The sequence below is a fragment of the Streptomyces sp. NPDC029956 genome (assembly GCF_055574655.1).
In genome coordinates this window covers 1-21,145 of the sequence record NZ_JBVHZJ010000099.1, presented here as the reverse complement: position 1 = coordinate 21,145, position 21,145 = coordinate 1, and the positions used below count along the sequence as shown (strand labels likewise).

Annotated in this window: 19 protein-coding genes; 10 read left to right on the top strand and 9 right to left on the bottom strand. The window is 71.1% G+C overall.

What is annotated here, in order from left to right:
- Positions 1 to 171: 171 nt before the first annotated feature.
- The 3 genes from ACZ4XX_RS39360 to ACZ4XX_RS39350 form a co-directional block, all read right to left on the bottom strand.
- Complete coding sequence (locus ACZ4XX_RS39360; RefSeq protein ID WP_468512619.1) at positions 172 to 2,298, bottom strand: protein kinase domain-containing protein; 2,127 nt, start codon at positions 2,296 to 2,298, stop codon at positions 172 to 174.
- A gap of 76 nt (positions 2,299 to 2,374) precedes the next feature.
- Positions 2,375 to 4,783, bottom strand: coding sequence for a cation-translocating P-type ATPase (locus ACZ4XX_RS39355; protein ID WP_468512618.1), 2,409 nt, complete (start codon positions 4,781 to 4,783; stop codon positions 2,375 to 2,377).
- A 165-nt stretch (positions 4,784 to 4,948) separates the two neighbouring features.
- Positions 4,949 to 5,266 carry a DUF2530 domain-containing protein gene (locus ACZ4XX_RS39350; protein WP_468512617.1) on the bottom strand — a complete coding sequence of 106 codons (318 nt, stop codon included), beginning with the start codon at positions 5,264 to 5,266 and terminating at the stop codon, positions 4,949 to 4,951.
- 149 nt (positions 5,267 to 5,415) lie between these two features.
- Between ACZ4XX_RS39350 and ACZ4XX_RS39345 the strand changes: the two genes are divergently transcribed.
- Positions 5,416 to 6,867 (top strand): NCS2 family permease, encoded by a 1,452-nt coding sequence (locus ACZ4XX_RS39345; RefSeq protein WP_468512616.1) that lies wholly within the window; start codon positions 5,416 to 5,418, stop codon positions 6,865 to 6,867.
- On the opposite strand, the gene ACZ4XX_RS39340 is transcribed toward ACZ4XX_RS39345, so the two are convergent.
- Positions 6,837 to 7,091 carry a hypothetical protein gene (locus tag ACZ4XX_RS39340; protein ID WP_355969640.1) on the bottom strand — a complete coding sequence of 85 codons (255 nt, stop codon included), beginning with the start codon at positions 7,089 to 7,091 and terminating at the stop codon, positions 6,837 to 6,839. The genes ACZ4XX_RS39345 and ACZ4XX_RS39340 overlap by 31 nt on opposite strands.
- Positions 7,092 to 7,336: 245 nt before the next feature.
- Here ACZ4XX_RS39340 and ACZ4XX_RS39335 point away from each other — a divergent pair, with 245 nt between their 5' ends.
- Together ACZ4XX_RS39335 and ACZ4XX_RS39330 are read left to right on the top strand one after the other, a co-directional pair.
- Complete coding sequence (locus tag ACZ4XX_RS39335; protein WP_055600160.1) at positions 7,337 to 7,780, top strand: MarR family winged helix-turn-helix transcriptional regulator; 444 nt, start codon at positions 7,337 to 7,339, stop codon at positions 7,778 to 7,780.
- A 26-nt stretch (positions 7,781 to 7,806) separates the two neighbouring features.
- Positions 7,807 to 9,144: an MFS transporter gene (locus tag ACZ4XX_RS39330; protein WP_468512615.1), complete on the top strand. Its 1,338-nt coding sequence runs from the start codon at positions 7,807 to 7,809 to the stop codon at positions 9,142 to 9,144.
- A 109-nt stretch (positions 9,145 to 9,253) separates the two neighbouring features.
- On the opposite strand, the gene ACZ4XX_RS39325 is transcribed toward ACZ4XX_RS39330, so the two are convergent.
- Positions 9,254 to 9,760: a GNAT family N-acetyltransferase gene (locus ACZ4XX_RS39325; protein ID WP_468512614.1), complete on the bottom strand. Its 507-nt coding sequence runs from the start codon at positions 9,758 to 9,760 to the stop codon at positions 9,254 to 9,256.
- Between the two features lie 33 nt (positions 9,761 to 9,793).
- On the opposite strand from ACZ4XX_RS39325, the gene thpR reads away from it, so the two are divergent.
- Together thpR and ACZ4XX_RS39315 are read left to right on the top strand one after the other, a co-directional pair.
- Entirely contained in the window at positions 9,794 to 10,366 is a 573-nt protein-coding gene (gene thpR / locus ACZ4XX_RS39320; RefSeq protein WP_468512613.1) for an RNA 2',3'-cyclic phosphodiesterase, read from the top strand.
- A gap of 278 nt (positions 10,367 to 10,644) precedes the next feature.
- Complete coding sequence (locus tag ACZ4XX_RS39315) at positions 10,645 to 11,634, top strand: aldo/keto reductase (protein WP_468512612.1); 990 nt, start codon at positions 10,645 to 10,647, stop codon at positions 11,632 to 11,634.
- Positions 11,635 to 11,733: 99 nt separating this feature from the next.
- On the opposite strand, the gene ACZ4XX_RS39310 is transcribed toward ACZ4XX_RS39315, so the two are convergent.
- Positions 11,734 to 12,282 (bottom strand): MarR family winged helix-turn-helix transcriptional regulator, encoded by a 549-nt coding sequence (locus ACZ4XX_RS39310; protein ID WP_468512611.1) that lies wholly within the window; start codon positions 12,280 to 12,282, stop codon positions 11,734 to 11,736.
- A 101-nt stretch (positions 12,283 to 12,383) separates the two neighbouring features.
- Here ACZ4XX_RS39310 and ACZ4XX_RS39305 point away from each other — a divergent pair, with 101 nt between their 5' ends.
- Together ACZ4XX_RS39305 and ACZ4XX_RS39300 are read left to right on the top strand one after the other, a co-directional pair.
- The gene (locus ACZ4XX_RS39305) at positions 12,384 to 12,785 is read left to right on the top strand and encodes a carboxymuconolactone decarboxylase family protein (RefSeq protein WP_468512620.1); all 402 of its coding nucleotides are present in this window, start codon (positions 12,384 to 12,386) and stop codon (positions 12,783 to 12,785) included.
- Positions 12,786 to 12,865: 80 nt separating this feature from the next.
- On the top strand, positions 12,866 to 13,564 hold the full coding sequence (locus tag ACZ4XX_RS39300) for a hypothetical protein (RefSeq protein WP_468512610.1): 699 nt from the start codon (positions 12,866 to 12,868) through the stop codon (positions 13,562 to 13,564).
- Between the two features lie 38 nt (positions 13,565 to 13,602).
- Here ACZ4XX_RS39300 and ACZ4XX_RS39295 read toward each other — a convergent pair whose 3' ends face one another.
- The gene (locus tag ACZ4XX_RS39295) at positions 13,603 to 14,283 is read right to left on the bottom strand and encodes a GDSL-type esterase/lipase family protein (protein ID WP_468512609.1); all 681 of its coding nucleotides are present in this window, start codon (positions 14,281 to 14,283) and stop codon (positions 13,603 to 13,605) included.
- A 143-nt stretch (positions 14,284 to 14,426) separates the two neighbouring features.
- Entirely contained in the window at positions 14,427 to 15,275 is an 849-nt protein-coding gene (locus ACZ4XX_RS39290) for an alpha/beta fold hydrolase (RefSeq protein ID WP_468512608.1), read from the bottom strand.
- Between the two features lie 128 nt (positions 15,276 to 15,403).
- Here ACZ4XX_RS39290 and ACZ4XX_RS39285 point away from each other — a divergent pair, with 128 nt between their 5' ends.
- Both ACZ4XX_RS39285 and ACZ4XX_RS39280 read left to right on the top strand, forming a co-directional pair.
- Positions 15,404 to 16,399 (top strand): YncE family protein, encoded by a 996-nt coding sequence (locus tag ACZ4XX_RS39285; RefSeq protein WP_468512607.1) that lies wholly within the window; start codon positions 15,404 to 15,406, stop codon positions 16,397 to 16,399.
- Positions 16,400 to 16,482: 83 nt separating this feature from the next.
- Positions 16,483 to 16,848 carry a cupin domain-containing protein gene (locus tag ACZ4XX_RS39280; RefSeq protein WP_468512606.1) on the top strand — a complete coding sequence of 122 codons (366 nt, stop codon included), beginning with the start codon at positions 16,483 to 16,485 and terminating at the stop codon, positions 16,846 to 16,848.
- A 139-nt stretch (positions 16,849 to 16,987) separates the two neighbouring features.
- On the opposite strand, the gene serC is transcribed toward ACZ4XX_RS39280, so the two are convergent.
- Positions 16,988 to 18,106 (bottom strand): phosphoserine transaminase, encoded by a 1,119-nt coding sequence (gene serC / locus ACZ4XX_RS39275; RefSeq protein ID WP_468512605.1) that lies wholly within the window; start codon positions 18,104 to 18,106, stop codon positions 16,988 to 16,990.
- Positions 18,107 to 18,157: 51 nt separating this feature from the next.
- Between serC and ACZ4XX_RS39270 the strand changes: the two genes are divergently transcribed.
- Positions 18,158 to 20,986: an FAD-binding and (Fe-S)-binding domain-containing protein gene (locus ACZ4XX_RS39270; protein ID WP_468512604.1), complete on the top strand. Its 2,829-nt coding sequence runs from the start codon at positions 18,158 to 18,160 to the stop codon at positions 20,984 to 20,986.
- Positions 20,987 to 21,145: the final 159 nt, after the last annotated feature.

Here is a 21,145-nt window from a genome sequence, read left to right as displayed (position 1 = left end):
TGGAGGTGGTGGGTCAAGGGTGGCCGAAGGCCATCGCGCAGCGACGCGACCGCAGGGAGCGCCCTTGACGCACCACCGGAAGGAGCGACTCTCGGGGAGAGGGCGGTCCCACCAGAAACCCACACGGCACGCCCACCCCAAGGAGCCCGCAGCCCGCAGCCCGCAGCCGCTCTACCCGGCGGTCGCACCTGTGCCGGTGGCCGGAGGTGTCGTTCCTGTCGCCGGGGCGAGGAAGGAGTGGACTCGGGAGGTGAGAGCGGGCGCGATGATGACGTCCCCCAGGGCGACGGGTGAAGGAATGAAGCCGAGACGGGGCGAAATCGAGAACTGGTCATCGAAGTCGCCCCTCGGGGGCTGGTGTTGCCACAACACGCCGCCGACGTGCCGGTCCACGGCGATGACGGTTCCGTCCTCGGCGGTGAAGTAGATGCGGTCGCCCGCCACCGCCGGGGCGGAGAAGCCCTCGTGGAGTGTGGTGGGGGACCACAGCCGCCGTCCCGTCGCGATGTCGTAGGCGCTGATGACGCCCCCACGGTGGCTGTACGAGACGTTACCGACGATGCCCAAGAGCTCTTCTGCGGCTGCCAGTTCAACGGACTTCTCGGCGCCGGTCCTGCGGTCGATCCTGGTGACCCTTGTCATCTCGTGCCACTTGGGCGAAGCGAGGTACACGAAGCCCTCTTGGGACACGGTGACGAGGTCGGCGCCCTTGGGAGTGTCGCGGTGCCAGAGACGCGTGCCGTCGCCCTGGGTGATCTCTCCGACCTCCGTCGTGCGCCCTTCGTTGTCTCGCTTCACGACGTAGACGCGGTCCGACGGAGAATCCTTCGGTTGTCGATGCAGGTTCCAGCCCTGCGCGGCGGTCCACATGCGCGTCATGTTCATCGGTTCCCACGCGGAGATCCCTCCGTCGTGGTCGCAGAAGAGGGTCTCCTGGACGACTGTGCACGTCTCCGCCCCCGGGATCACCCGCTCGATCTCCGGCTGCCCCGACTGCGCGTCGAACGTCCGTATCTTGTAGGAGTGGTTCAGTCCGTCGCCCTGATAGGACGCGGCGATCACCAGCCGGCGCGTCACGCCCAGGACGGCTGGAGAGCCCCTCTCAGGGGCTTTCCTTTCCCAGAGGACCTTGCCGCTGAGAGGGTCCAGGCGTGCCGCCAGCAGCTCCCCACCCGTGCACCACAGTGCCGAGTGCTTGTAGCTGCAGTCGACCATCTCGTCCGGACGAGAATGTCCGCCGGTCTTCAGCTGTCTGCTCCACGGCTTCCAGCCCGGCATCCGTACCGGTGTCGGTGTCGCACGGGGAGTGATCGCCGAGGCGGGTGGAGTGCGGGGAGTCGCTCTGTCGTCGTCCGCGTCCGGCCACCACGTCCACACCCCCACCACCAGCGCCGCGCACGCCATGGCCGCCAGGGCGAGCGCCCCGTGACGCAACCGGGCTCGGCGTGCGCGGGTCAGTTCCGCCTCGTGGGCCGAGACGCGCTGGGTACGGCGTTCTCGGCGAGAGGAGAGGAGGGCCAGGAGTGCTTCCGGGTCGGGGCGTTCGGAGGGTTCCTTGCGCAGGCAGGGTCCCACCACGGGGTGAAGGGAGTCGGGGAGGCCGGCGAGGTCCGGGTCCTCGTGGACGGCGTTCCAGGCGATCGCGTACGGAGTGTCGGCGTCGAACGGGCCGTGGCCTGTCGCCGCGTACACGAGGACCGAGCCGAGGGCGAAGACGTCGGCGGCGGGGCCCGCGTCGCGGGGGGTTCGGAACTGTTCGGGTGCCATGAAGAGGGGTGTTCCGAGGATCTGGCCGCTCTCGGTGAGGGCGGTCGCGTCCACGATCCGTGAGATGCCGAAGTCGATGACCCGTGGCCCGTCCTCGGCCAGCAGGATGTTCCCGGGCTTGAGGTCCCGGTGGACCAGGCCCGCGCGGTGGATGTCGCGCAGTGCCTCGCAGAGCCCCGACGCCAGCCGCCAGACCTCGTCGGCCGGCAGGGGGCCCCGGTCGTTCACCACGTCGGCGAGCGTCGGGCCGTCGACGTACTGGGTGGCCATCCACGGGGTGAGGCCCTCCGTGTCCGCGTCGAGCACCGGTGCTGTGAACGCGCCGCTCACCTGCCGGGCCGCCTGGACCTCGCGGGTGAATCTCTCGCGGAAGCCGGGTTTCGCCGCCAGTTCCTCGCGGACCACCTTCACGGCGACCGCCCGCCCGGACGGTGAGTGGGCGAGGTAGACCTCGCCCATTCCGCCGGCTCCCAGCAGCTCGGACACTTGGTAGTGCCCGAGCATGGTGAGCCGCTTCTCCCCCGATGCCATCCCCACCCCAACCCGACGATCATGCGTGATCGACCGGCCACCCTAGCGGTGGTGTCCCCGCGTTGGGGAGCTTCGTTCAGGCCGGGAACCTCCGGTCCACCCAGCGCCATGCGAGTTCGAGGAGCAGGCCACCCGCCGCTGCGATCGCCACCGCCGCCCAGGGCAGTGTCGTGCCCACGAGTTTCAGGGCGAAGAAGTCCTGGAGCCAGGGCACGACCAGGACCAGGAGGAACGCGCCGCCCATCGTGGCGACGAGGGCGAGGCGCCACCATGTGTACGGGCGGGCGATGATCGCCAGGACCCACATCGAGACCAGGAAGAGCGTCAGGGTGGCCGCGCTCGTCTCGGCCTCCAGGGCGCCTTCGCCGCTGTAGTGGTGGCGGGCGAGGAGGTACGTCGTGAACGTGGCCGCCGCCGCGATGACGCCGCCCGGGATCGCGTACCTCATCACCCGCCGTACGAAGTTCGGCTTGGCTCGTTCCTTGTTCGGTGCGAGGGCCAGGAAGAAGGCCGGGACGCCGATCGTCAGTGTGGAGAGGAGCGTCAGGTGGCGGGGGAGGAAGGGGTACTCCACCTGCGAGCAGACCACCAGGACCGCCAGGAGGACGGAGTACACCGTCTTCGTCAGGAAGAGGGTGGCCACTCGGGTGATGTTGCCGATGACCCTGCGGCCCTCCGCCACCACCGACGGGAGTGTCGCGAAGCTGTTGTTCAGGAGCACGATCTGGGCCACGGCCCGTGTCGCCTCCGACCCCGAGCCCATCGACACGCCGATGTCCGCGTCCTTCAGGGCGAGGACGTCGTTCACGCCGTCGCCCGTCATCGCGACCGTGTGTCCGTGGGACTGCAGCGCCGCCACCATGTCCCGCTTCTGTTGTGGCGTGACCCGGCCGAAGACGGCGTTCTCGTCGAGGACCTTCGCCATCTCCTCCCGGTCGGTGGGCAGGTGCCGCGCGTCGACGGTGTGCTCGGCGCCCGGCATGTCGAGCTTTCCGGCCACCGCGCCGACCGAGACGGCGTTGTCGCCGGAGATGACCTTCGTGGCGACGTTCTGGTCGGCGAAGTACGCGAGCGTGTCCGCCGCGTCCGGCCGCAGTCGCTGTTCCAGGACGACCAGGGCCGTCGGGTGGGCGCCGGCCGCGACGTCTGGGGAGTCGAGTTCGTTCGCCGTCCGCGCCAGGAGCAGGACCCGCAGGCCCTGTTCGTTGAGGTGGTCGATCTCGGTGAGCGTCGGGTCCCCGGCGGGCAGGAGGACGTCCGGGGCGCCCAGCACCCAGGTCGAGTTCTCGCCGTTGCCCTCGCTGAACGCCGCCCCGCTGTACTTCCGCGCCGACGAGAACGGCAGCGCCTCCGTGCACCGCCACTCCACCGTGTCCGGGTAGGCGTCGATGATGGCCTGGAGGGAGGCGTTGGGGCGCGGGTCGGACTCGCCGAGGGCGCCGAGGACCTTGCGTACGTACGTCTCGTCGCCGCCGTTGAGGGGACGGAGCTCCGTGACGTCCATGCCGCCCTCGGTCAGCGTGCCCGTCTTGTCCAGGCACACGACGTCCACGCGGGCGAGGCCCTCGATCGCCGGCAGTTCCTGGACGAGGCACTGTTTGCGCCCGAGTCGTACGACTCCGATCGCGAAGGCGACCGAGGTGAGCAGGACGAGTCCCTCGGGGATCATCGGGACGATGCCGCCGACCGTTCGGGCGACCGCGTCCTTGAAGTTGTTGTCCTTGACGACGAGCTGGCTGATGACGAGCCCGATCGCGGTGGGGATCATCATCCACGTCACGTACTTGAGGATCGTGGAGATGCCGGTACGCAGTTCGGAGTGGACGAGCGTGAAGCGGGAGGCCTCTTCGGCGAGCTGCGCGGCGTAGGCCTCGCGGCCGACCTTGGTGGCGGTGAACGCGCCGCCGCCGGCGACGACGAACGAGCCCGACATCATCCGGTCGCCGGGTTTCTTGACGACCGGGTCGGCCTCGCCGGTGAGCAGTGATTCGTCGATCTCCAGGCTGTCGGCCTCCGCGACCTCGCCGTCGACGACGACCTTGTCGCCGGGGCCGAGTTCGATGAGGTCGCCGAGGACGATCTCGGAGGTGGAGAGTTCGGCGGCGACGCCGTCGCGCCGGACGGTGGGTTTCGCCTCGCCGATGACGGCGAGGCCGTCGAGGGTCTTCTTGGCGCGGAGTTCCTGGATGATGCCGATGCCGGTGTTCGCGATGATCACGAAGCCGAAGAGGCTGTCCTGGATCGGCGCGACGAAGAGCATGATCACCCAGAGCACGCCGATGATCGCGTTGAACCGGGTGAAGACGTTGGCGCGGACGATGTCCGTGGTCGAGCGGGAGCTCCGTACGGGGACGTCGTTGACCTCGCCGCGGGCGACGCGTTCGGCGACCTCGGCGGAGGTGAGTCCGGCGGGACGGTGGACGACGGGCGGACCCACCGCCTCGGCCTTGCTGTCGTCCGTGTCGATCTTCGCCCGCTGAGTCATGTTTTCGACGGTACGACCGGAATCGACCGTTCACCTGCCGAGAAGGGCGAATCTCAGACCGGGGGAGGAGGGGAATCGTCCCTGGGTGCCATGCCTGCGGGATGGGCTCGGGACCCTGGGGCGACGCCGTCCCCGCAGGGGTTCAGGCAGTGGTCCCGGCAGGGTTCAGGCGGAGGGTCGGTCGGAGGTCCCGGCGGACGGCCCGGTCGACGGTCCGGTGGTGGTCTCCGCCGCCTGTGCCGCCTCGTGCCGCTTGATCGCCGCGTCCCGCTTCCGGACGTACCAGATGCCGATCAGGCCGAGGCCCGCGCCGGCGAGGCAGGTCCACACCCACCAGGTCAGGTCCCGGTCGTCGAACCAGCCGTAGAACGGGACCTGGACGAGGAAGAGGACGAACCACAGGATCGTTCCGCCGGTGATGGTGGCGACGACGGGCCCTTCGAGGGGCTCGGGTGCCTCGTGCTTCGGTGTCCACTTCGCCATGAGGGTCAGTCTAGGTGGCGGGAAATCGTATCTACGCGCGGAGATAGACGCTCGCTCGTTCATGTGTTCATACTGAAACGGTTTGCCTCTGGCGGGTTTCCTTCGTACGAACCGCCAAACGGACGTCTCCCGAAGAGGAACCCCACCCCATGAGCACCACGGCCACCGCCAAGGCCATGCCCCCCGAGCCTTCCGCTCCCCAGGAGCCGACCTCGGGCCTCGACCGCTACTTCAAGATCTCGGAGCGCGGCTCGACCGTCGGCCGCGAGATCCGCGGCGGTTTCGCCACCTTCTTCGCGATGGCCTACATCATCGTGCTGAACCCGATCATCCTCGGCAGTGCCAAGGACATGTACGGGCACCAGCTCGACGGCGGCCAGCTCGTCACCGCCACCGTCCTCACGGCGGCGTTCTCGACGCTCCTCATGGGCGTCATCGGCAACGTCCCGATCGCCCTCGCCGCCGGCCTCGGCGTCAACACGGTCGTGGCGCTCCAGCTCGCGCCGAAGATGTCCTGGCCGGACGCCATGGGCATGGTCGTCCTCGCCGGTGTCGTCGTGATGCTGCTCGTCGCGACCGGTCTGCGCGAGCGTGTGATGAACGCGGTCCCGGTCGGCCTGCGCAAGGGCATCGCGATCGGTATCGGCCTCTTCATCATGCTGATCGGTCTCGTCGACTCGGGCTTCGTCTCCCGCATCCCCGACGCCGCGCACACCACCGTCCCGCTCCAGCTCGGCGGCGACGGTCACCTCACCGGCTGGCCGGTGCTCGTCTTCATCCTGGGCACCCTCCTCACCCTCGCGCTGATCATCCGCAAGGTGCCGGGCGCGATCCTCATCTCGATCGTCGTCATGACGATCGTGGCGATGGTGATCAACGCGGTCGCGACCGTCCCGTCCTGGGGTCTGACCACCCCGGAGTGGCCGGGCAACCCCGTCGCCTCGCCCGACTTCGGTCTGGTCGGCGAGGTCAGCCTCTTCGGCGGCTTCGAGAAGGTCGGCTACCTGACCGGTGTCCTGTTCGTCTTCACGGTGCTGCTGTCCTGCTTCTTCGACGCGATGGGCACGATCCTCGGCGTCGGCGACGAGGCCAAGCTGATCGACAAGGACGGCAACTTCCCCGGCATCAACAAGGTCCTGCTGGTGGACGGCCTGGCCGTCGCCTCGGGCGGCGCGACCTCCTCCTCGGCCACCACCTGCTTCGTGGAGTCCACGGCGGGCGTCGGCGAGGGCGCGCGTACGGGTCTCGCCTCGGTCGTGACCGGCGGTCTGTTCTCGGTGGCGCTGTTCCTCACGCCGCTGGCCACGATGGTTCCGTCCCAGGCGGCCACGCCCGCGCTGCTCGCGGTCGGCTTCCTGATCCTGGCCGGTTCGATCAAGGACATCGACTGGAGCGACTACACCATCGCGGTGCCGGCGTTCCTGGCCATGGTGATGATGCCGTTCACGTACTCGATCACGAACGGCATCGGCATCGGCTTCATCGCGTTCAGCGCGCTGCGGCTCGCGGCCGGCCGGGGCCGTGAGGTCCCGGTGGCCATGTACATCGTGTCGGCGGTCTTCGTCTTCTACTACGCGATGCCGGCGCTCGGCCTCACGTGATCGCGGGGGGTGTCGGTGGCCGTGTCGGCCACCGGTTCCCCGTCCGCCTCTCCGTAGAACTTCTCCGTCTCGTCGACGGCGGTCTTGAACCGCTCGTCGAAATCCTCGCGAATGAGCGTCCGGACGACATAGTCCTGGACGCTCATTCCTCTTTTCGCGGCGTGACTTCTGAGCCGGTCGAGCAGCTCACCGTCGATGCGCAGGCTGAGCACTGTCGATCCCATGTCGTTCAGGGTCGGGGCAGCCGGGGCTCCTTTGCGTCACTTTCTGGATCCGACTCACTCGTTTGGGTGATACATGGATGCGGAAGCGTGATCTGCGTGCGTGCGGTTCACGCGGTGCGCGCGTGCGGTTCGGTGCGATGCGTGGGTGCGGTTCGCACGGGGGTAGGGGTAAACGGGTGTGATCCGTGTGACGTCAGCGCGCCCCCGTTGGTATTTAGGCAGAGTAATGAGTTAGGCTAACAAACATGCCTGACCTGTCCCACGGCACAGCCGACGACGCCGCGGCCGTGAACGCGCTCCGCTCCTCCGTCATGCGACTGGGCCGACGCCTCAAGCACCAGCGCGTCGACGAGTCGCTGAGCCCCACCGAGATGTCGGTGCTCGGCACCCTCGCGCTCTGCGGCTCCGCCACGCCCGGCGAGCTGGCCCGCAAGGAGCACGTCCAGCCGCCGTCGATGACCCGCATCGTCGCGCTGCTCGAAGCCAAGGGACTGGTCCGGCTGGAGCCGCACCCCGACGACCGCCGGCAGAAGGTGGTCAGCCAGACCGAGCAGGCCGAAGCCATGCTCGAAGAGTCCCGCCGCAAGCGGAACGCCTGGCTGGCCTCGCTCGCCGAGGGCCTGGACGAGGACGAATGGGCCAAGCTGCGCGCCGCCGCCCCGGTCCTGGAGAAGCTCGCCCACCTGTAGTCCACGCGCCAAGGAGGCGACGCACTTTGAGTACGGGACCCGGAGCAGACTCCGCACCCGTCCACAAACCCACCCTCGACACCCGCGGGCGGGGGGAAACCTTCTCCTCGCTCAGGATCCGTAACTACCGGCTGTTCTTCACCGGCGCGATCGTCTCCAACACCGGTACGTGGATGGCCCGCATCACCCAGGACTGGCTGGTCCTGAGCCTCACCGGCTCGGCCGCCGCCGTCGGCATCACCACGGCCCTGCAGTTCCTGCCGATGCTGCTCTTCGGCCTCTACGGCGGAGTCATCGCCGACCGCTACCCGAAGCGGCGCCTGCTGCTCGTCAGCCAGGCAGCCCTCGGCCTCTGCGGCATCGCGCTCGCCGTCCTCACCCTCTCCGGCAACATCCAGGTCTGGCACGTCTACCTGATCGCCTTCCTCCTCGGCATGGTGACCGTCGTCGACAACCCGGCCCGGCAGGCCTTCGTCTCCGAGATGGTCGGCCCCGACCAGCTGCGCAACGCCGTCTCCCTGAACTCGGCGAACTTCCAGTCCGCGCGGCTCGTCGGCCCCGCCGTCGCCGGCGTCCTCATCGCCGGAGTCGGCAGCGGCTGGGCCTTCCTCCTCAACGGCCTGTCCTTCCTCGCGCCCCTCGCGAGCCTCCTGCTCATGCGGACGAGCGAACTCCACAAGGTGGAGCGCGCCCCGCGCGGCAAGGGCCAGCTGCGCGAGGGCCTGCGCTACGTGGCCGCGCGACCGGACCTGATCTGGCCGATCGTCCTCGTCGGGTTCATCGGCACCTTCGGATTCAACTTCCCGATCTGGCTCACCGCCTTCTCCGGCGACGTCTTCCACGTCGGCGCCGGAGCGTACGGCTTCCTCAACACCCTCATGGCGGCCGGCTCGCTCGTGGGCGCCCTCGCGGCGGCCCGGCGCGGCTCGACACGGCTGCGGATGCTGGTGATCGCGGCGGCGGTCTTCGGCGTCCTGGAGATCGCGGCGGCCCTGTCGCCGGCGTTCTGGCTGTTCGCCCTGCTGCTCGTACCGATCGGCATGATCGGCCTCACGGTCAACATCACCGCGAACTCGGCCGTGCAGATGGCGACGGACCCGGCCATGCGGGGCCGGGTGATGAGCCTCTACATGATGGTCTTCGCCGGCGGTACGCCGATCGGCGCGCCGCTCCTCGGCTGGGTCACCGACACGTACGGCGCTCGCGTCGGCTTCGTGACGGGCGGCGTGATCTCCCTGACGGCCGCGATCGTCGTGGGCCTGGTCCTGGCCAGGGTGGGCGGCCTCAAGGTCGCCTGGGCCTGGCGCCACGGGCACCCACAGGTGCGGTTCGTGGCGCGCGAACGGCTGGCGACGGCGGCCTGACGTCACGGGACGGGGGCGGGGGCGGGCGCATCCGCCCGGGTCCGCCCCTTCCCCGCCCTGCGGCAGCCCCTTGTCCAGCTGACCGCGTGGCCACCGGAACGGCGGGTCCTCAGACCCGCCGCTCCAGGACCTGTCCCGCCCAGTCGCCGACGAGGAACGTGTCCGTCGGGGTGAAGCCCCGGCCCTCGTAGTACGCGACCAGCCGGCCCTCGCTGCCCGCGAAGCAGTCCACCCGCAGCAGCGACACCCCCTGCCGCCGCGTCTCCTCCGCCGCGTGGGCGAGCAGCGCCGCGCCCACTCCGTGGCCGTGGAACCGGGCGTCGGTCGCCAGGAGCCGTACGTACACCTCCGGCTCGTCCGCCGGCTCGATGTGCTGCCCGGGGAACGGCGTCAGCGTCATCGTCCCCGCCGGTACGCCGTCGATCTCGGCGATCCACGGATCACCCGCGGCCATCGTGTCCTCGACCTGCTTCACCGCCCTGGGACGCCCGGAGAACGACTCGGTGCCCCACTGCGCGGTGATCCCCTTGCCGTTCAGCCACACCACCGCGCTGTCGAGGACGCCGAGTATCGCGGGGAGGTCCTCCACCCCGCCCTTCCTGATCGAGATCTTCATGCCGCAGAGGCTAACCGCTGCCACACTCGCCTCATGAGGCTCTTCGCCGCCGTCCTGCCGCCGCCCGAGCACCTGGACGAACTCGGACACGTCGTCGACCGGCTCCACCGGCTGCCCGGGGCCGACGGGCTCCGCTGGACCTCGCGGCCCGGCTGGCACCTCACCCTCGCGTTCATGGGCGAGGTCGACGAGGAGCTGCTGCCCGAGCTGCGCGTCCGGCTCGCCCGGGCCGCACACCGCACCCCGCCCTTCCCGCTGCGGCTCCACGGCGGCGGGCACTTCGGGCGGCGCGCGCTGTGGGCCGGGATCGCCGGGGACCTCGACGAGCTGCGGCTGCTCGCCGAGCGCGCCGACGCCGCCGCGCGCAGGGCCGGGGTCCCGATGGACGAGCGCCGCCGCTACCAGGCGCATCTCACGGTCGCCCGCGCGCGGGGCGACGGCGCGGACCTCCACCCGTTCCTCGACGAGCTCGGCACCTTCGAGGGCGCCCGCTGGGAGGTGGGTGAGCTGGCCCTGGTGCGCTCGAACCTGCCGGTGAGCGGGGTGCGGGGTGAGCAGCCCCGGTACGAGACGGTGGGCGGCTGGCCGCTGGAGGGGGCGGGGTGACGGGGCGGAGTGACGCGGCCACGCGGCGGGGGTGGAGGGGGCGGGGGTGAGGGCCGGGGGGAACGGCCGGGTAACCTCGAAGCGTGGATCCGAAAACCCGTAACCGCATCATGGCCGGCGTGCTCGTACTGATGTTCGCGATCATCGCGGTGGCATCGGTGTCGGGCCAGTAGCCGGAGCCTCGCCCGGCCGCTCCCCTCGCCGCGACGCGCCCGCGTCTGCCACCCCGTGGGAACCCTCTTGCTTCGAGCGCACTCCAAGCAGTTGGCTTGACGCCCATGGAGTACACGCAGCTCGGACGCACCGGACTCAAGGTCAGCCGACTCGTCCTCGGGACGATGAACTTCGGACCCCAGACGGACGAAGCCACCAGCCACGCCATCATGGACACGGCGCTGGACACGGGGCTCAACTTCTTCGACACCGCCAACGTCTACGGCTGGGGTGAGAACAAGGGCCGGACCGAGGAGATCCTCGGTTCCTGGTTCGCGAAGGGCGACGGCCGCCGCGACCGTACCGTCCTCGCCACCAAGGTCTACGGGAACATGGGCGCCGACGGCGAGGCCTGGCCCAACCACGACAAGCTCTCGGCGCTGAACATCCGCCGCGCCGTGGAGGCCAGCCTCAAGCGCCTCGGCACCGACTACATCGACGTCTACCAGTTCCATCACATCGACCGGGCGACCCCCTTCGAGGAGATCTGGCAGGCGGTCGACGTCCTCGTCCAGCAGGGCAAGATCCTCTACGCCGGCTCCTCCAACTTCCCCGGCTACAAGATCGCCCAGGCCAACGAGACCGCCGCCCGGCGCGGCTCGGTCGGCCTCGTCAGCGAGCAGTGCCTCTACAACCTCTTCGAGCGGCGCGCGGAGATGGAGGTCATCCCGGCCGCGCAGGAGTACGGCCTCGGGGTCATCCCCTGGTCGCCGCTGCACGGCGGTCTGCTCGGCGGCGTGCTGAAGAAGGAGGCCGAGGGCAAGCGGCGTACGGAGGGCCGCGCGGCGGCCACCCTCGCCGACCCGGCCTCCCGCGCGCAGCTCCAGGCCTACGAGGACCTGCTCGACAAGCACGGCCTCGAGCCGGGCGAGACCGCCCTCGCGTGGCTGCTCACCCGGCCGGGCGTGACCGGCCCGATCGTCGGTCCGCGTACGCCCGAGCAGCTGACGAGCGCGCTGCGCGCCCTGGAACTGGAGCTGAGCGAGGAGGTCCTGGCGGGTCTCGACGAGATCTTCCCGGGCCCGGGGCCTTCGCCGGAGGCCTTCGCCTGGTAGGCGTCTCTGCGGAGGGCCGGTCGGCAGACGTCTCCAGGCAGACGTCCCGGCAGGCGTCTTTCGGCAGGTGTCGCGGCGGGCGTCTCCCGGCAGGCGTGCCTACGGCGCGCCCAGCCAGCTTGTGGCGTCCAGGCGGAACGCCGTCTCCGCGGGGACGACGTTCCGCAGGGCCGCCTCCAGGTCCCTGACGCGGTCCGCGCCGAGGGTCGCCGCCCACTCCGCCCGTAGCTCGTCGAAGATCGCGGCGGAGCGGGCGAGGGCCGCGTACCCCCGTGGGGTGAGGTGGACGAGCTTGCGGCGGGCGTCGGCGGGGTCGTCGGCGCGCTCGGCGTAGCCCAGGGTGAGGAGTCGGTCGACGGTCTTGCCCGCGGCCTGCTTGGAGACGCCGAGGCGGCGTCCGATCTCGCTGGCGGTGGCGCCGCGCGCCCCGATGGCCTGCATGGCGAAGCCGTGGGCGGGGCGCAGGTCGGGGTGGCCCTCGGTGGCGAGGCGGGCGTGGAGGCGGTCGATGAGGGTGCGGAAGCCGCCGAAGAGGAGCAGGGGAAGTTCGTAGCCCCGGCCCCCGTCCCGGCCCCCGTCCCCGTTCCCGTTCCTGTTCCCGCGCTCGCCCCCGTGCTCGCCGTCTCCCGCGCTTTCTCCCTTGCCCATATCGACAACCTGGTTTACGTTTTCCTTCGGCGCATGGTCAACCATGTTGTCGATTCTACTCGTTCTGCCCGCCCGAGCCTGGAGACTCCTTGTCCGTGGACATGTCCGCCCGTACCGCCCGTGCCGTCGCCCTCCTCAAGGAGTCGCCCGAGACCCTGGAGGGCTTCCTGAGGCTCAGTCAGACCTTCGAGTCCACCACCCTCGACCCGCACTCCCGCGAGACGGTCGTCCTGACCGTCGCCGAACGCAATCAGTGCCACCTCTGCGTCGACATACACGAGGCCAAGATGGCCGCCCTCGGACCCGCGCCCGACGCCGAACGCCTCGCCGCCGTCCGCCTGTTCACCCTCCGGGTCCTCGCCTCCGCGGGCGCGGTGAGCGACGAGGAACTGGCCGCCTTCGAGGCCGCGGGGTACACCCGCCGCAACGCCCTGGAGGTCGTCCTCGGCATCGGCGCGTACACGCTCTCGACGTTCGCCAATCGCTTCACGCGGGCCGCCTGAGGTTCACCCAAAACCCTTTCATGACAAAGGAGTTGAGCTCTAACCTGATCTCCGGTCGTACGGGGGACACAGGGGGGACCATGGAAGCGAAGCGCGTACTGCCGCGTGAGTACCGGATCAGACCCGGCCGGTTGGCCGGTGTCTACATCTCCGTGGGCATCGGTCTGCCCGTCGCGGGGCTGCCGGTCTGGACCGAGGAGGGCATCCCCGGCTGGGTGAGGAGCCTCATCACCCTGCTGCTGGTCGCCCTTCTCGGCTGGCTCGTCCTCGCCGCCCGGAGCTGCGCCACCTCCGCCGACCTCAAGGGCATCCGGGTCCGCGGCATGGTCAAGAACCGCCGGCTCGACTGGAAGGACATCCACGACATCCGGGCCGTGCCCAACCCCGGCGCCGGCATGGGCCAGGGGCAGCCGCGGACCATCTCGTTCATGTACCGGCGTGACGGGAGCCGGGTCCAGCTCATGTACGTGGACGAAAACAACGTCGCCGTCGCCCGGGAGATCGCCGTTCTCCGGGCCGCCTGGGAGGAGCTGCGCGGAGCCCACTGGACCCCGGGCGCCGGGGCCGACCGACGGATCGCCCGGCGGTCCACCCGCGAGGGCTCCCTCGCCACCGCGACGACCTGGGCCCTCTGCTCGGTCCTCGCCGCCACCCTCCTCTTCGTCGCCCTGCTGTTCACCGAAGACTCCGCCATGAACCCCGAGTGGATCCTGATCACCCCCGTGGCGACCTTCGTCGTCGTCTGGATCGGCTCGCTCCTCCGCAACCGGAGCCGCTGAGCGGGGAGACCGTGAGCGGGTGAGCGGGTGGCGGTGTGTCAGGGGCGGTACGGGCCGCCCAGGCCCCACGCCTGGTGCATCGCGTCGGCGAAGGCGGCCGCCAGCTTGTGCTCGCCCGAGGGGCCCGGGTGGGTGCCGTCGTAGGTGTCCGCGTCGAGGTCGTACGACTCGGATATCGCCGCCAGGAGGAGCGGCGAGGCCGCCGTGTCCAGGTCCGCGACCGCCTTCGCGAGCAGCTCGTTGAAGCGGGCGCATTCGAGGGCGAACGGCGCGTCGTATCCGGCGCGCACGTTGGGGATGACCGGCAGGAGGACGGCCCGGACGCGCGGGTTCGCGGCGCGGGCCGCGGCGACGAACGCCCGGACGTTCTCCTCGGTCTGCTCGCTGTTGGTGTAGAAGCCGAGGTCGATCAGGCCGAGCGAGATCAGCAGCACGTCGGCTCCCGTCGCGGCGACCGTGTCGCCGATCACGGGTGCCATGTGCAGCCAGCCCTCGCCCCAGCCGGCCAGATGGCGCCGGGCGGGGGCGGGGAAGGCCGGGTCGGCGTACGTATCCGAGGCCGGGGAGTCGGCGGCGGGGTCGTACAGCGTGGTGCGGGGACCGACGATCGCGTACCAGCCGGGCAGCGTGGACTCCAGATGCCGCCACATGCGGTACCGCCAGGTCCAGTCGCCGGCGCGTCCGATGGTCATGCTGTCGCCGACGAACAGAAAACGCATGGTCATATCATCGCGGACGGCGTCCCGGACCTGCGACGTGATCCGGGACACGGGCCCACCGGGGCGAGCCACCCAGCGCAGGAAGCCGCCCACCGCAGGAGCCCCTCTCCAGGCGCCGGCCACCGCGGAAGCCCCTGCCCCGGTTACCGCAGGAAGTCGCCGACCGTCCCCGTGAACCGCTCCGCGTCGTCGTGCCAGGGGAAGTGCCCCGCCCCGTCCAGGACGACGAAGGCCGCCTTCGGGAACAGCTCCGCGTACGCGGACGCCGTCGGGACCGGGGTGTTCACGTCGCCCTCCCCGGCCACCACGAGCACCGGCCCCGCGAACTCCGCGAACACCGCACGCGTCACCTCCGGGTCGAAGGCCCCCTCGCTCGCGAAGACACCCGCGCCCTCGCCGTTCCGCTGCCCCTCCGCGGCGGCGTGCCGCTCGCGCGCGGCCTCGTCCCAGGTCCCGTGGAAGAACGGCGCCACGGCCTGGAAGCTCGCGCCGGTCCCGCGCCCCGCCGTGACCTCTTCGAGCGCCGCGTACGCCGGACCGAACCACGGTTCGTCCCGCCGCAGCCGCGCCGCCGCGAGCCGCTCCTCCGGCGGTGTGTCGAGCCCGACGGCAGCCGTGCCCGGGGTGACGAGCACGAGCCGGCCGACCCGCTCGGCGTACCGGGTCACGTACAGGGCGGCGAGGTTCGCGCCCGCCGAGTGCCCGAGGACGTCGACGGTGTCGAGCCCGAGGTGCGCGCGCAGCGCCTCCACGTCGCCGACGAGCCGGTCGCACCGGTACGAGGAGGAGTCGCCCGGCACGGCCGACGCCCCCGTCCCCCGGAGATCGAGCCGGATCAGCTGTCGGTGCACGGTCAGCCCGCCGAGGTCGCCGAGATAGGCGGAGTCCTGGAGCGGACCGCCGGGGAGGCAGAGGAGCGGGGCACCGGTTCCGGACACATGGAAGGCGAGTGTCGTGCCGTCGGGCGCGGAGAAGGTCTGAGGGGTGGGCATGATCGCGACCATCGCAGCGGTCGAGGTACCGGTCAAGCGGGATTCGCCGCGGCGCGAGCGGAGCTCTCCCGGCGACAGACGATCTTCCCGCCCGATGTCGGCGCCCGCGTCGTGGCAGGCTGGGGGACATGCGATCTGCTCTGTGCGCCCTCGGCGCGGCGGCGGCCCTGGTGCTGCTCCCGGCCGGTCCTGCCCGTGCCGAAGGGCAGGAGCCGGACCGGGACTTCACCATCGAGGACTCCCGCATCACCGAGTCCAGCGGCCTGGCCGCCAGCCGGGCCCACCCCGGGATTTACTGGACGCACAACGACCAGGACGCCCCCCTGATCTACGGCATCGACTCCCGCACGGGGAAGACGGTCGCGACCCTGACCATGCAGGGCGTCGGCACCCCCCGTGACATGGAGGCGATCGCGGTCGGCCCGGACGGCGACATCTACGTCGGCGACATCGGCGACAACCTCGACGGCTCCTGGGACCACGTCTGGGTCTACCGCTTCCCGGAGCCGGAGGTCCTGAAGGACCAGAAGGTGGCGGCGAAGCAGTACGTCGTGAAGTACGCCGACGGCGCGCGCAACGCCGAGGCGCTGATGGTCCACCCGAAGACGGGCCGGGTGTACATCGCGAGCAAGAACGAGGACGGCGGCGGCCTGTACGCGGGCCCCGAGCGGCTCTCCTCGTCCGGGACGAACGTCTTCCGGCGCGTCGGCGAGGTCCCGTGGGTCACCGACGGCGCGTTCTCGCCGGACGGCGACCGCCTGGTCCTGCGCGGCTACCTCATGGCGCGCGAGTACGCGTGGAAGGACGGCCGGCTCGCCGACGAGGGCACCTCGATCGGAGCCCCGTTCCAGGGGCAGGCGGAATCGGTGACGTACACGACGGACGGCTCGGCGTTCATGCTCGGCTCCGAGGGACAGCAGAGCCGGGTGGTGAGGCTGGAACGGCAGGACGCCGGACGCTCCCCGGAGAAGCCCGGCGGAAGCCCGGACACCCCGGGCGCGCCTCAGGCGCCGCAGTCCCCGGCTGCCGACGGCGAGAAGGGGAACGTCACGGTCGGCTTCCTGGTCCTCGCGGGCGCGTTCGTCCTCGTCTTCGGCGTCAAGCGTCTGCTGCGACGGAGCTGACCTGCGACGTCGTCCCCGCCTCGACCTGGTGCCACAGGGGGTCGAGACTGGAAGGGGACCGACGGAGGAGGCGTGGCGGAATCATGACGGGATTCACTCGCGAAGGCACTCCGGTCGCCATGGAAGGCGGCGGCCTGGACTTCCGTAAGCAGGAGGCAGGCGGCGATATGACCGTCGCGTTCATCCACCTTCCGCAGGGCACCGACATGGCGCCCGCGCTGAAGGGGTTGGAGGACGACCTGTGCCAGTGCCCCCACTGGGGCTATCTGCTCAAGGGCCGGATCAGGATGCGTACGTCCACGGGCGAGGAGATCTACGAGGCCGGACAGGCCTACTACTGGGGGCCGGGACACGCCCCCGAGGCCCTGGAGGACGTCGACGTCGTGGAGTTCTCGCCGACGGCCGAGTTCGACGCCGTCATCGACCATGTGAAGGCCCAGTCGGGCTGACCGGCGAGGGCCCTGTATCGGGCACGGGCCGGACGGCGGAGGCCCGGCATCGGGCACGGCCGGACGGCGAAGGCCCGGCATCGGGCACATCCGATGCCGGGCCTTCATGCCGCAGGGCGTTACAGGGTGTTACAGGGTCTCAGAGCTTCTCGATGACGTAGTCGATGCAGGCCGTCAGGGCGCGCACGTCCGCCGGGTCGATCGCCGGGAACATCGCGACGCGCAGCTGGTTGCGGCCCAGCTTGCGGTACGGCTCCGTGTCGACGATGCCGTTCGCGCGCAGCGCCTTCGCGACCGCCGCCGCGTCGATCTCGTCCGCGAAGTCGATCGTGCCGATGACCTGCGAGCGCTTCGCCGCGTCCGTCACGAACGGCGTCGCGTACTTGGACTCCTCGGCCCAGCCGTACAGCGCGTCCGAGGACTCCTTCGTCCGGGCCACGGCCCAGTCCAGACCACCCTGGCCGTTGATCCACTTCAGCTGCTCGTTGAGCAGGAAGAGGGTCGACAGCGCCGGGGTGTTGTACGTCTGGTTCTTCAGCGAGTTGTCGATCGCCGTCGGCAGCGAGAAGAACTCCGGGATGTGCCGGCCGGAGGCGTGGATCCTCTGCGCCCGCTCCAGGGCGGCCGGGGAGAAGGCCGCCAGCCACAGGCCGCCCTCGGCGGCGAAGGACTTCTGCGGGGCGAAGTAGTAGACGTCCGTCTCGGTGATGTCGACCGGGAGACCGCCCGCGCCGGAGGTCGCGTCGACCAGGACCAGCGCGCCCTCGTCGGCGCCCGCGACCCGCTTCAACGGGGCGGCGACACCGGTGGAGGTCTCGTTGTGCGTGTACGCGTAGACGTCCACGCCCGCCTCGGCCACCGGCTCCGGGTGGGTGCCCGGGTCGGAGGAGACCACGGTCGGCTCGGCCAGCCACGGGGCCAGCTTCGCGGCCTTCGCGAACTTGGAGGAGAACTCGCCGAAGGTGAGGTGCTGCGACTTGTTCTCGATGAGACCGTGGGTCGCGACGTCCCAGAAGGCGGTGGAGCCGCCGTTGCCCAGGATCACCTCGTAGCCCTCGGGGAGCGAGAAGAGGTCACGGATGCCGGTGCGTACCTCGCCGACCAGGTTCTTGACCGGAGCCTGGCGGTGGGAGGTGCCGAGGAGAGAGGTGCCGGTGGCGGCCAGGGCGTCCAGCGCCTCCGTACGCACCTTGGAGGGGCCCGCGCCGAAACGGCCGTCGGCGGGCTTGATGTCAGCGGGAATCTGGATATCAGCCACGAGGCGGAGAGTATCGGGTCGGGAAGGGCCCGGTCGCCGGATGTCCGCCCGATGAGACGAGCTCTGAGACATCCTGGGTTTGTGGGAACACACGAGCAACACGCGTCCGGCCTGGCCGCCGACCTGCGCGCCGCGGTCGCCGGAGAGGTCGACTTCTCCGTCACCGCCAGGGCACTGACCACCATGGACGCCTCCAACTACCGCCGGATTCCGGCGGGTACGGTCGCGCCGCGCGACGCCGACGACGTTGCGGCCGTCCTCGAGGTGTGCCGGGCGCACGGCGCCACCCCGGTCGTCGCACGGGGCGCCGGGACCTCGATCGGCGGCCAGGCGACGGGCACCGGCGTCGTGCTCGACCTCACACGGCACATGGGCGGGATCGTCTCCCTGGACCCGGAGGCGCGGACGGCCGTGGTCCGGCCGGGGCTCGTCCTCGACCGACTGCGGGAGGCGGCACGCCCGTACGGCCTGACCTTCGGCCCCGATCCGTCCACGCACAGCCGCTGCACCCTCGGCGGCATGATCGGCAACAACGCGTGCGGGGCGCACTCGGTCGCCTGGGGGACCACGGCGGACAACGTGCGCTCGCTGGACGTGATGACGTACGGAGGCGCGGCGTTGACGCTCGGGCCGGGAGGGCGGGGCGCCCCCGCCGGACTCCTCGACCTCGTCGACCGCCATCTCGCCCTCCTGCGGACCGGCTACCCGGCCGGTCTGCCGCGCCGCATCTCCGGGTACGCGCTGGACGCCCTGCTCCCGGAGCGGGGCGTGGACGTGGCCCGGTCGTTCTGCGGGAGCGAGGGGACGCTGGGCGTGGTGACGGAGGCGACGGTACGACTCGTCCCGCTGCCGGCGGAACCGGTGCTCGTGGTGCTCGGGTACGCGGACGAGAGCGCGGCGGCGGACGCGGCGGCGGGGCTCCTGCCGTCCGGACCGCTGACCGTGGAGGGGATGGCGGCCGATCTCGTACGGGGCGCCGCCGGGCTGCCTCGCGGTGCGGCGTGGCTGTTCTGCGAGGTCGACGGGGAGGGCGCCGCCCGGGCGCTGGTCCGGGCGGCCGACGCGATCGACTCCACGGTGGTGAGGGACCCGGCCGGACAGCGGGCGCTGTGGCGGATCAGGGAGGACGCGGCGGGCACGGCGACACGGGGCCCTGGGGGCGCCTCCCGGACGGGGCCCGGGGGAGGCGGGGAGGCGTGGCCGGGATGGGAGGACTGCGCGGTGCCGCCGACACGGCTCGGCGCGTACCTCCGCGAGTTCCGGGCGCTGCTCGCTGACTTCGGCCTCCGGGGAGTTCCGTACGGGCACTTCGGCGACGGCTGTGTCCACGTCCGGATCGACTTCGACCTGTGGACGGGGAAGGGAGTACGGGAGTTCCGCCGGTTCTCGGAGGCGGTGGCCGACCTGGTGGTCGCCCACGGCGGCTCGCTCTCCGGGGAGCACGGCGACGGGCAGGCGCGGGCCGAACTGCTGCCGAGGATGTACGGGGAGGAACTCGTCGGCCTGTTCGGCGCGGTCAAGGACGTGTGGGACCCGGCCGGCGGCCTCAACCCGGGGATGCTGGTCCGCCCGCGCCCGCTCGATGAGGGCCTGCGGTTCACGGGGCTGCCGCTGGTGGGCCTCGGCAGGGAGGCGGCCCGGTGTGTGGGGGTGGCCAAGTGCAGGGTGGAAGGACCGAGTTCGGGCCCGGGGGTGATGTGTCCCTCGTACCGGGCGACGGGGGAGGAGAAGCACTCGACGCGCGGGCGGGCGCGGCTGCTCCACGAGATGGCGCTCGGCGAGGTGATCACGGACGGCTGGCGCTCGGAGGAGGTCCGGGAGGCGCTGGACCTGTGTCTGTCGTGCAAGGGGTGCCGCAGCGACTGCCCTGTGGGCGTCGACATGGCCGCGTACAAGGCGGAGTTCCTCGACCGGCACTACGCGGGACCGCTGGGCTTCCTGCGCCGGCCGCGCTCGCACTGGACGATGGGCAGGCTGCCGCACTGGCTGGACCTGTTCGGGCGGGGCCTGAACGCAGGGATGCGGCTGCCGTTCGCGGCGCGCCTCGCGGGGGTGGCGCCGGAGCGGACGATGCCGAGGGTGGCGGAGGGGACGTTCACGGCGTGGTTCGCCGAACGCGCCTCGCCCCGCCCGCCGGCGGTGACGCTGTGGCCGGACACGTTCACGGACCACCTGGAGCCGGAGGTGGGCAGGGCGGCGGTCCGGGTCCTGGAGGCGGCTGGGCTGGGGGTCGCGCTGCCGCAGGGGAGGGTGTGCTGTGGGCTGACGTATGTGTCGACGGGGCAGCTGGGGGCGGCGCGGAGGGTGATGCGGCGGACGCTGGACGTGATGGAGGGGGATGGGGTGGGGCCCCCGAGGCCCGGGGGGCCGGTGGTGGTCCTTGAGCCGTCGTGTGCGGCGACGCTCCGGACCGACCTGCCCGAACTGCTGCCGGACGACCCGAGGGCGGCCCGCCTGGCGGCGTCGGTACGGACGTTCGCGGAGGCGCTGGAGACGCTGGCGCCGGACTGGGAGCCGCCGCGCCTGGACCGCCGGGTGACGGGCCAGACGCACTGCCACCAGCACGCGGTGCTGGGTGACGAGGCGGATCGCCGCCTGCGGGAACGTGCGGGCCTGGCAGGGGACTTGGCGGGAGGCTGTTGTGGACTGGCGGGCAACTTCGGCTTCGAGCCGGGTCATTACGAGGTCTCGGTGGCGTGCGCGGAGGACCAACTGCTGCCGGCACTGAGGGACGCGCCCTCGGGTGCGGCCGTCCTGGCGGACGGCTTCTCGTGCAGGACGCAGATGACGGACCTGGCGGGGGTACGGGGCCGGCACCTGGCGGAGGTACTGGCGGAGGGGTTGGACGAGGCGGAGGCGGGGGCGGGGGCGGGGGCTTGAGGCCCTCAGGGTGATCCGGCTTTGTGGGCTTCTGGTGCGGCCGCCCTCTTTCCGAGTGTGGCGTCCTCCACCACCGCGTCAAGGGCGCCTTCGGCGTCGCTGCGCGATGGGCTGCGCCCACCCTTGACCCGGCGGCGGAGGCCGCCTTTTCACACTCGG

Bases quoted from the DNA above. Each gene is read 5' to 3' on its own strand.
- ACZ4XX_RS39325 (WP_468512614.1), bottom strand. From the start codon at position 9,760: ATGAAGATCTCGATCAGGAAGGGCGGGGTGGAGGACCTCCCCGCGATA.
- ACZ4XX_RS39315 (WP_468512612.1), top strand. From the start codon at position 10,645: ATGGAGTACACGCAGCTCGGACGCACCGGACTCAAGGTCAGCCGACTC.
- thpR (WP_468512613.1), top strand. From the start codon at position 9,794: ATGAGGCTCTTCGCCGCCGTCCTGCCGCCGCCCGAGCACCTGGACGAA.
- ACZ4XX_RS39280 (WP_468512606.1), top strand. From the start codon at position 16,483: ATGACGGGATTCACTCGCGAAGGCACTCCGGTCGCCATGGAAGGCGGC.
- ACZ4XX_RS39300 (WP_468512610.1), top strand. From the start codon at position 12,866: ATGGAAGCGAAGCGCGTACTGCCGCGTGAGTACCGGATCAGACCCGGC.
- ACZ4XX_RS39285 (WP_468512607.1), top strand. From the start codon at position 15,404: ATGCGATCTGCTCTGTGCGCCCTCGGCGCGGCGGCGGCCCTGGTGCTG.
- ACZ4XX_RS39335 (WP_055600160.1), top strand. From the start codon at position 7,337: ATGCCTGACCTGTCCCACGGCACAGCCGACGACGCCGCGGCCGTGAAC.
- ACZ4XX_RS39355 (WP_468512618.1), bottom strand. From the start codon at position 4,783: ATGACTCAGCGGGCGAAGATCGACACGGACGACAGCAAGGCCGAGGCG.
- ACZ4XX_RS39350 (WP_468512617.1), bottom strand. From the start codon at position 5,266: ATGGCGAAGTGGACACCGAAGCACGAGGCACCCGAGCCCCTCGAAGGG.
- ACZ4XX_RS39310 (WP_468512611.1), bottom strand. From the start codon at position 12,282: ATGGGCAAGGGAGAAAGCGCGGGAGACGGCGAGCACGGGGGCGAGCGC.
- ACZ4XX_RS39360 (WP_468512619.1), bottom strand. From the start codon at position 2,298: ATGGCATCGGGGGAGAAGCGGCTCACCATGCTCGGGCACTACCAAGTG.
- ACZ4XX_RS39270 (WP_468512604.1), top strand. From the start codon at position 18,158: ATGAGACGAGCTCTGAGACATCCTGGGTTTGTGGGAACACACGAGCAA.
- ACZ4XX_RS39340 (WP_355969640.1), bottom strand. From the start codon at position 7,091: ATGGGATCGACAGTGCTCAGCCTGCGCATCGACGGTGAGCTGCTCGAC.
- ACZ4XX_RS39295 (WP_468512609.1), bottom strand. From the start codon at position 14,283: ATGCGTTTTCTGTTCGTCGGCGACAGCATGACCATCGGACGCGCCGGC.
- ACZ4XX_RS39345 (WP_468512616.1), top strand. From the start codon at position 5,416: ATGAGCACCACGGCCACCGCCAAGGCCATGCCCCCCGAGCCTTCCGCT.
- ACZ4XX_RS39290 (WP_468512608.1), bottom strand. From the start codon at position 15,275: ATGCCCACCCCTCAGACCTTCTCCGCGCCCGACGGCACGACACTCGCC.
- ACZ4XX_RS39305 (WP_468512620.1), top strand. From the start codon at position 12,384: ATGTCCGCCCGTACCGCCCGTGCCGTCGCCCTCCTCAAGGAGTCGCCC.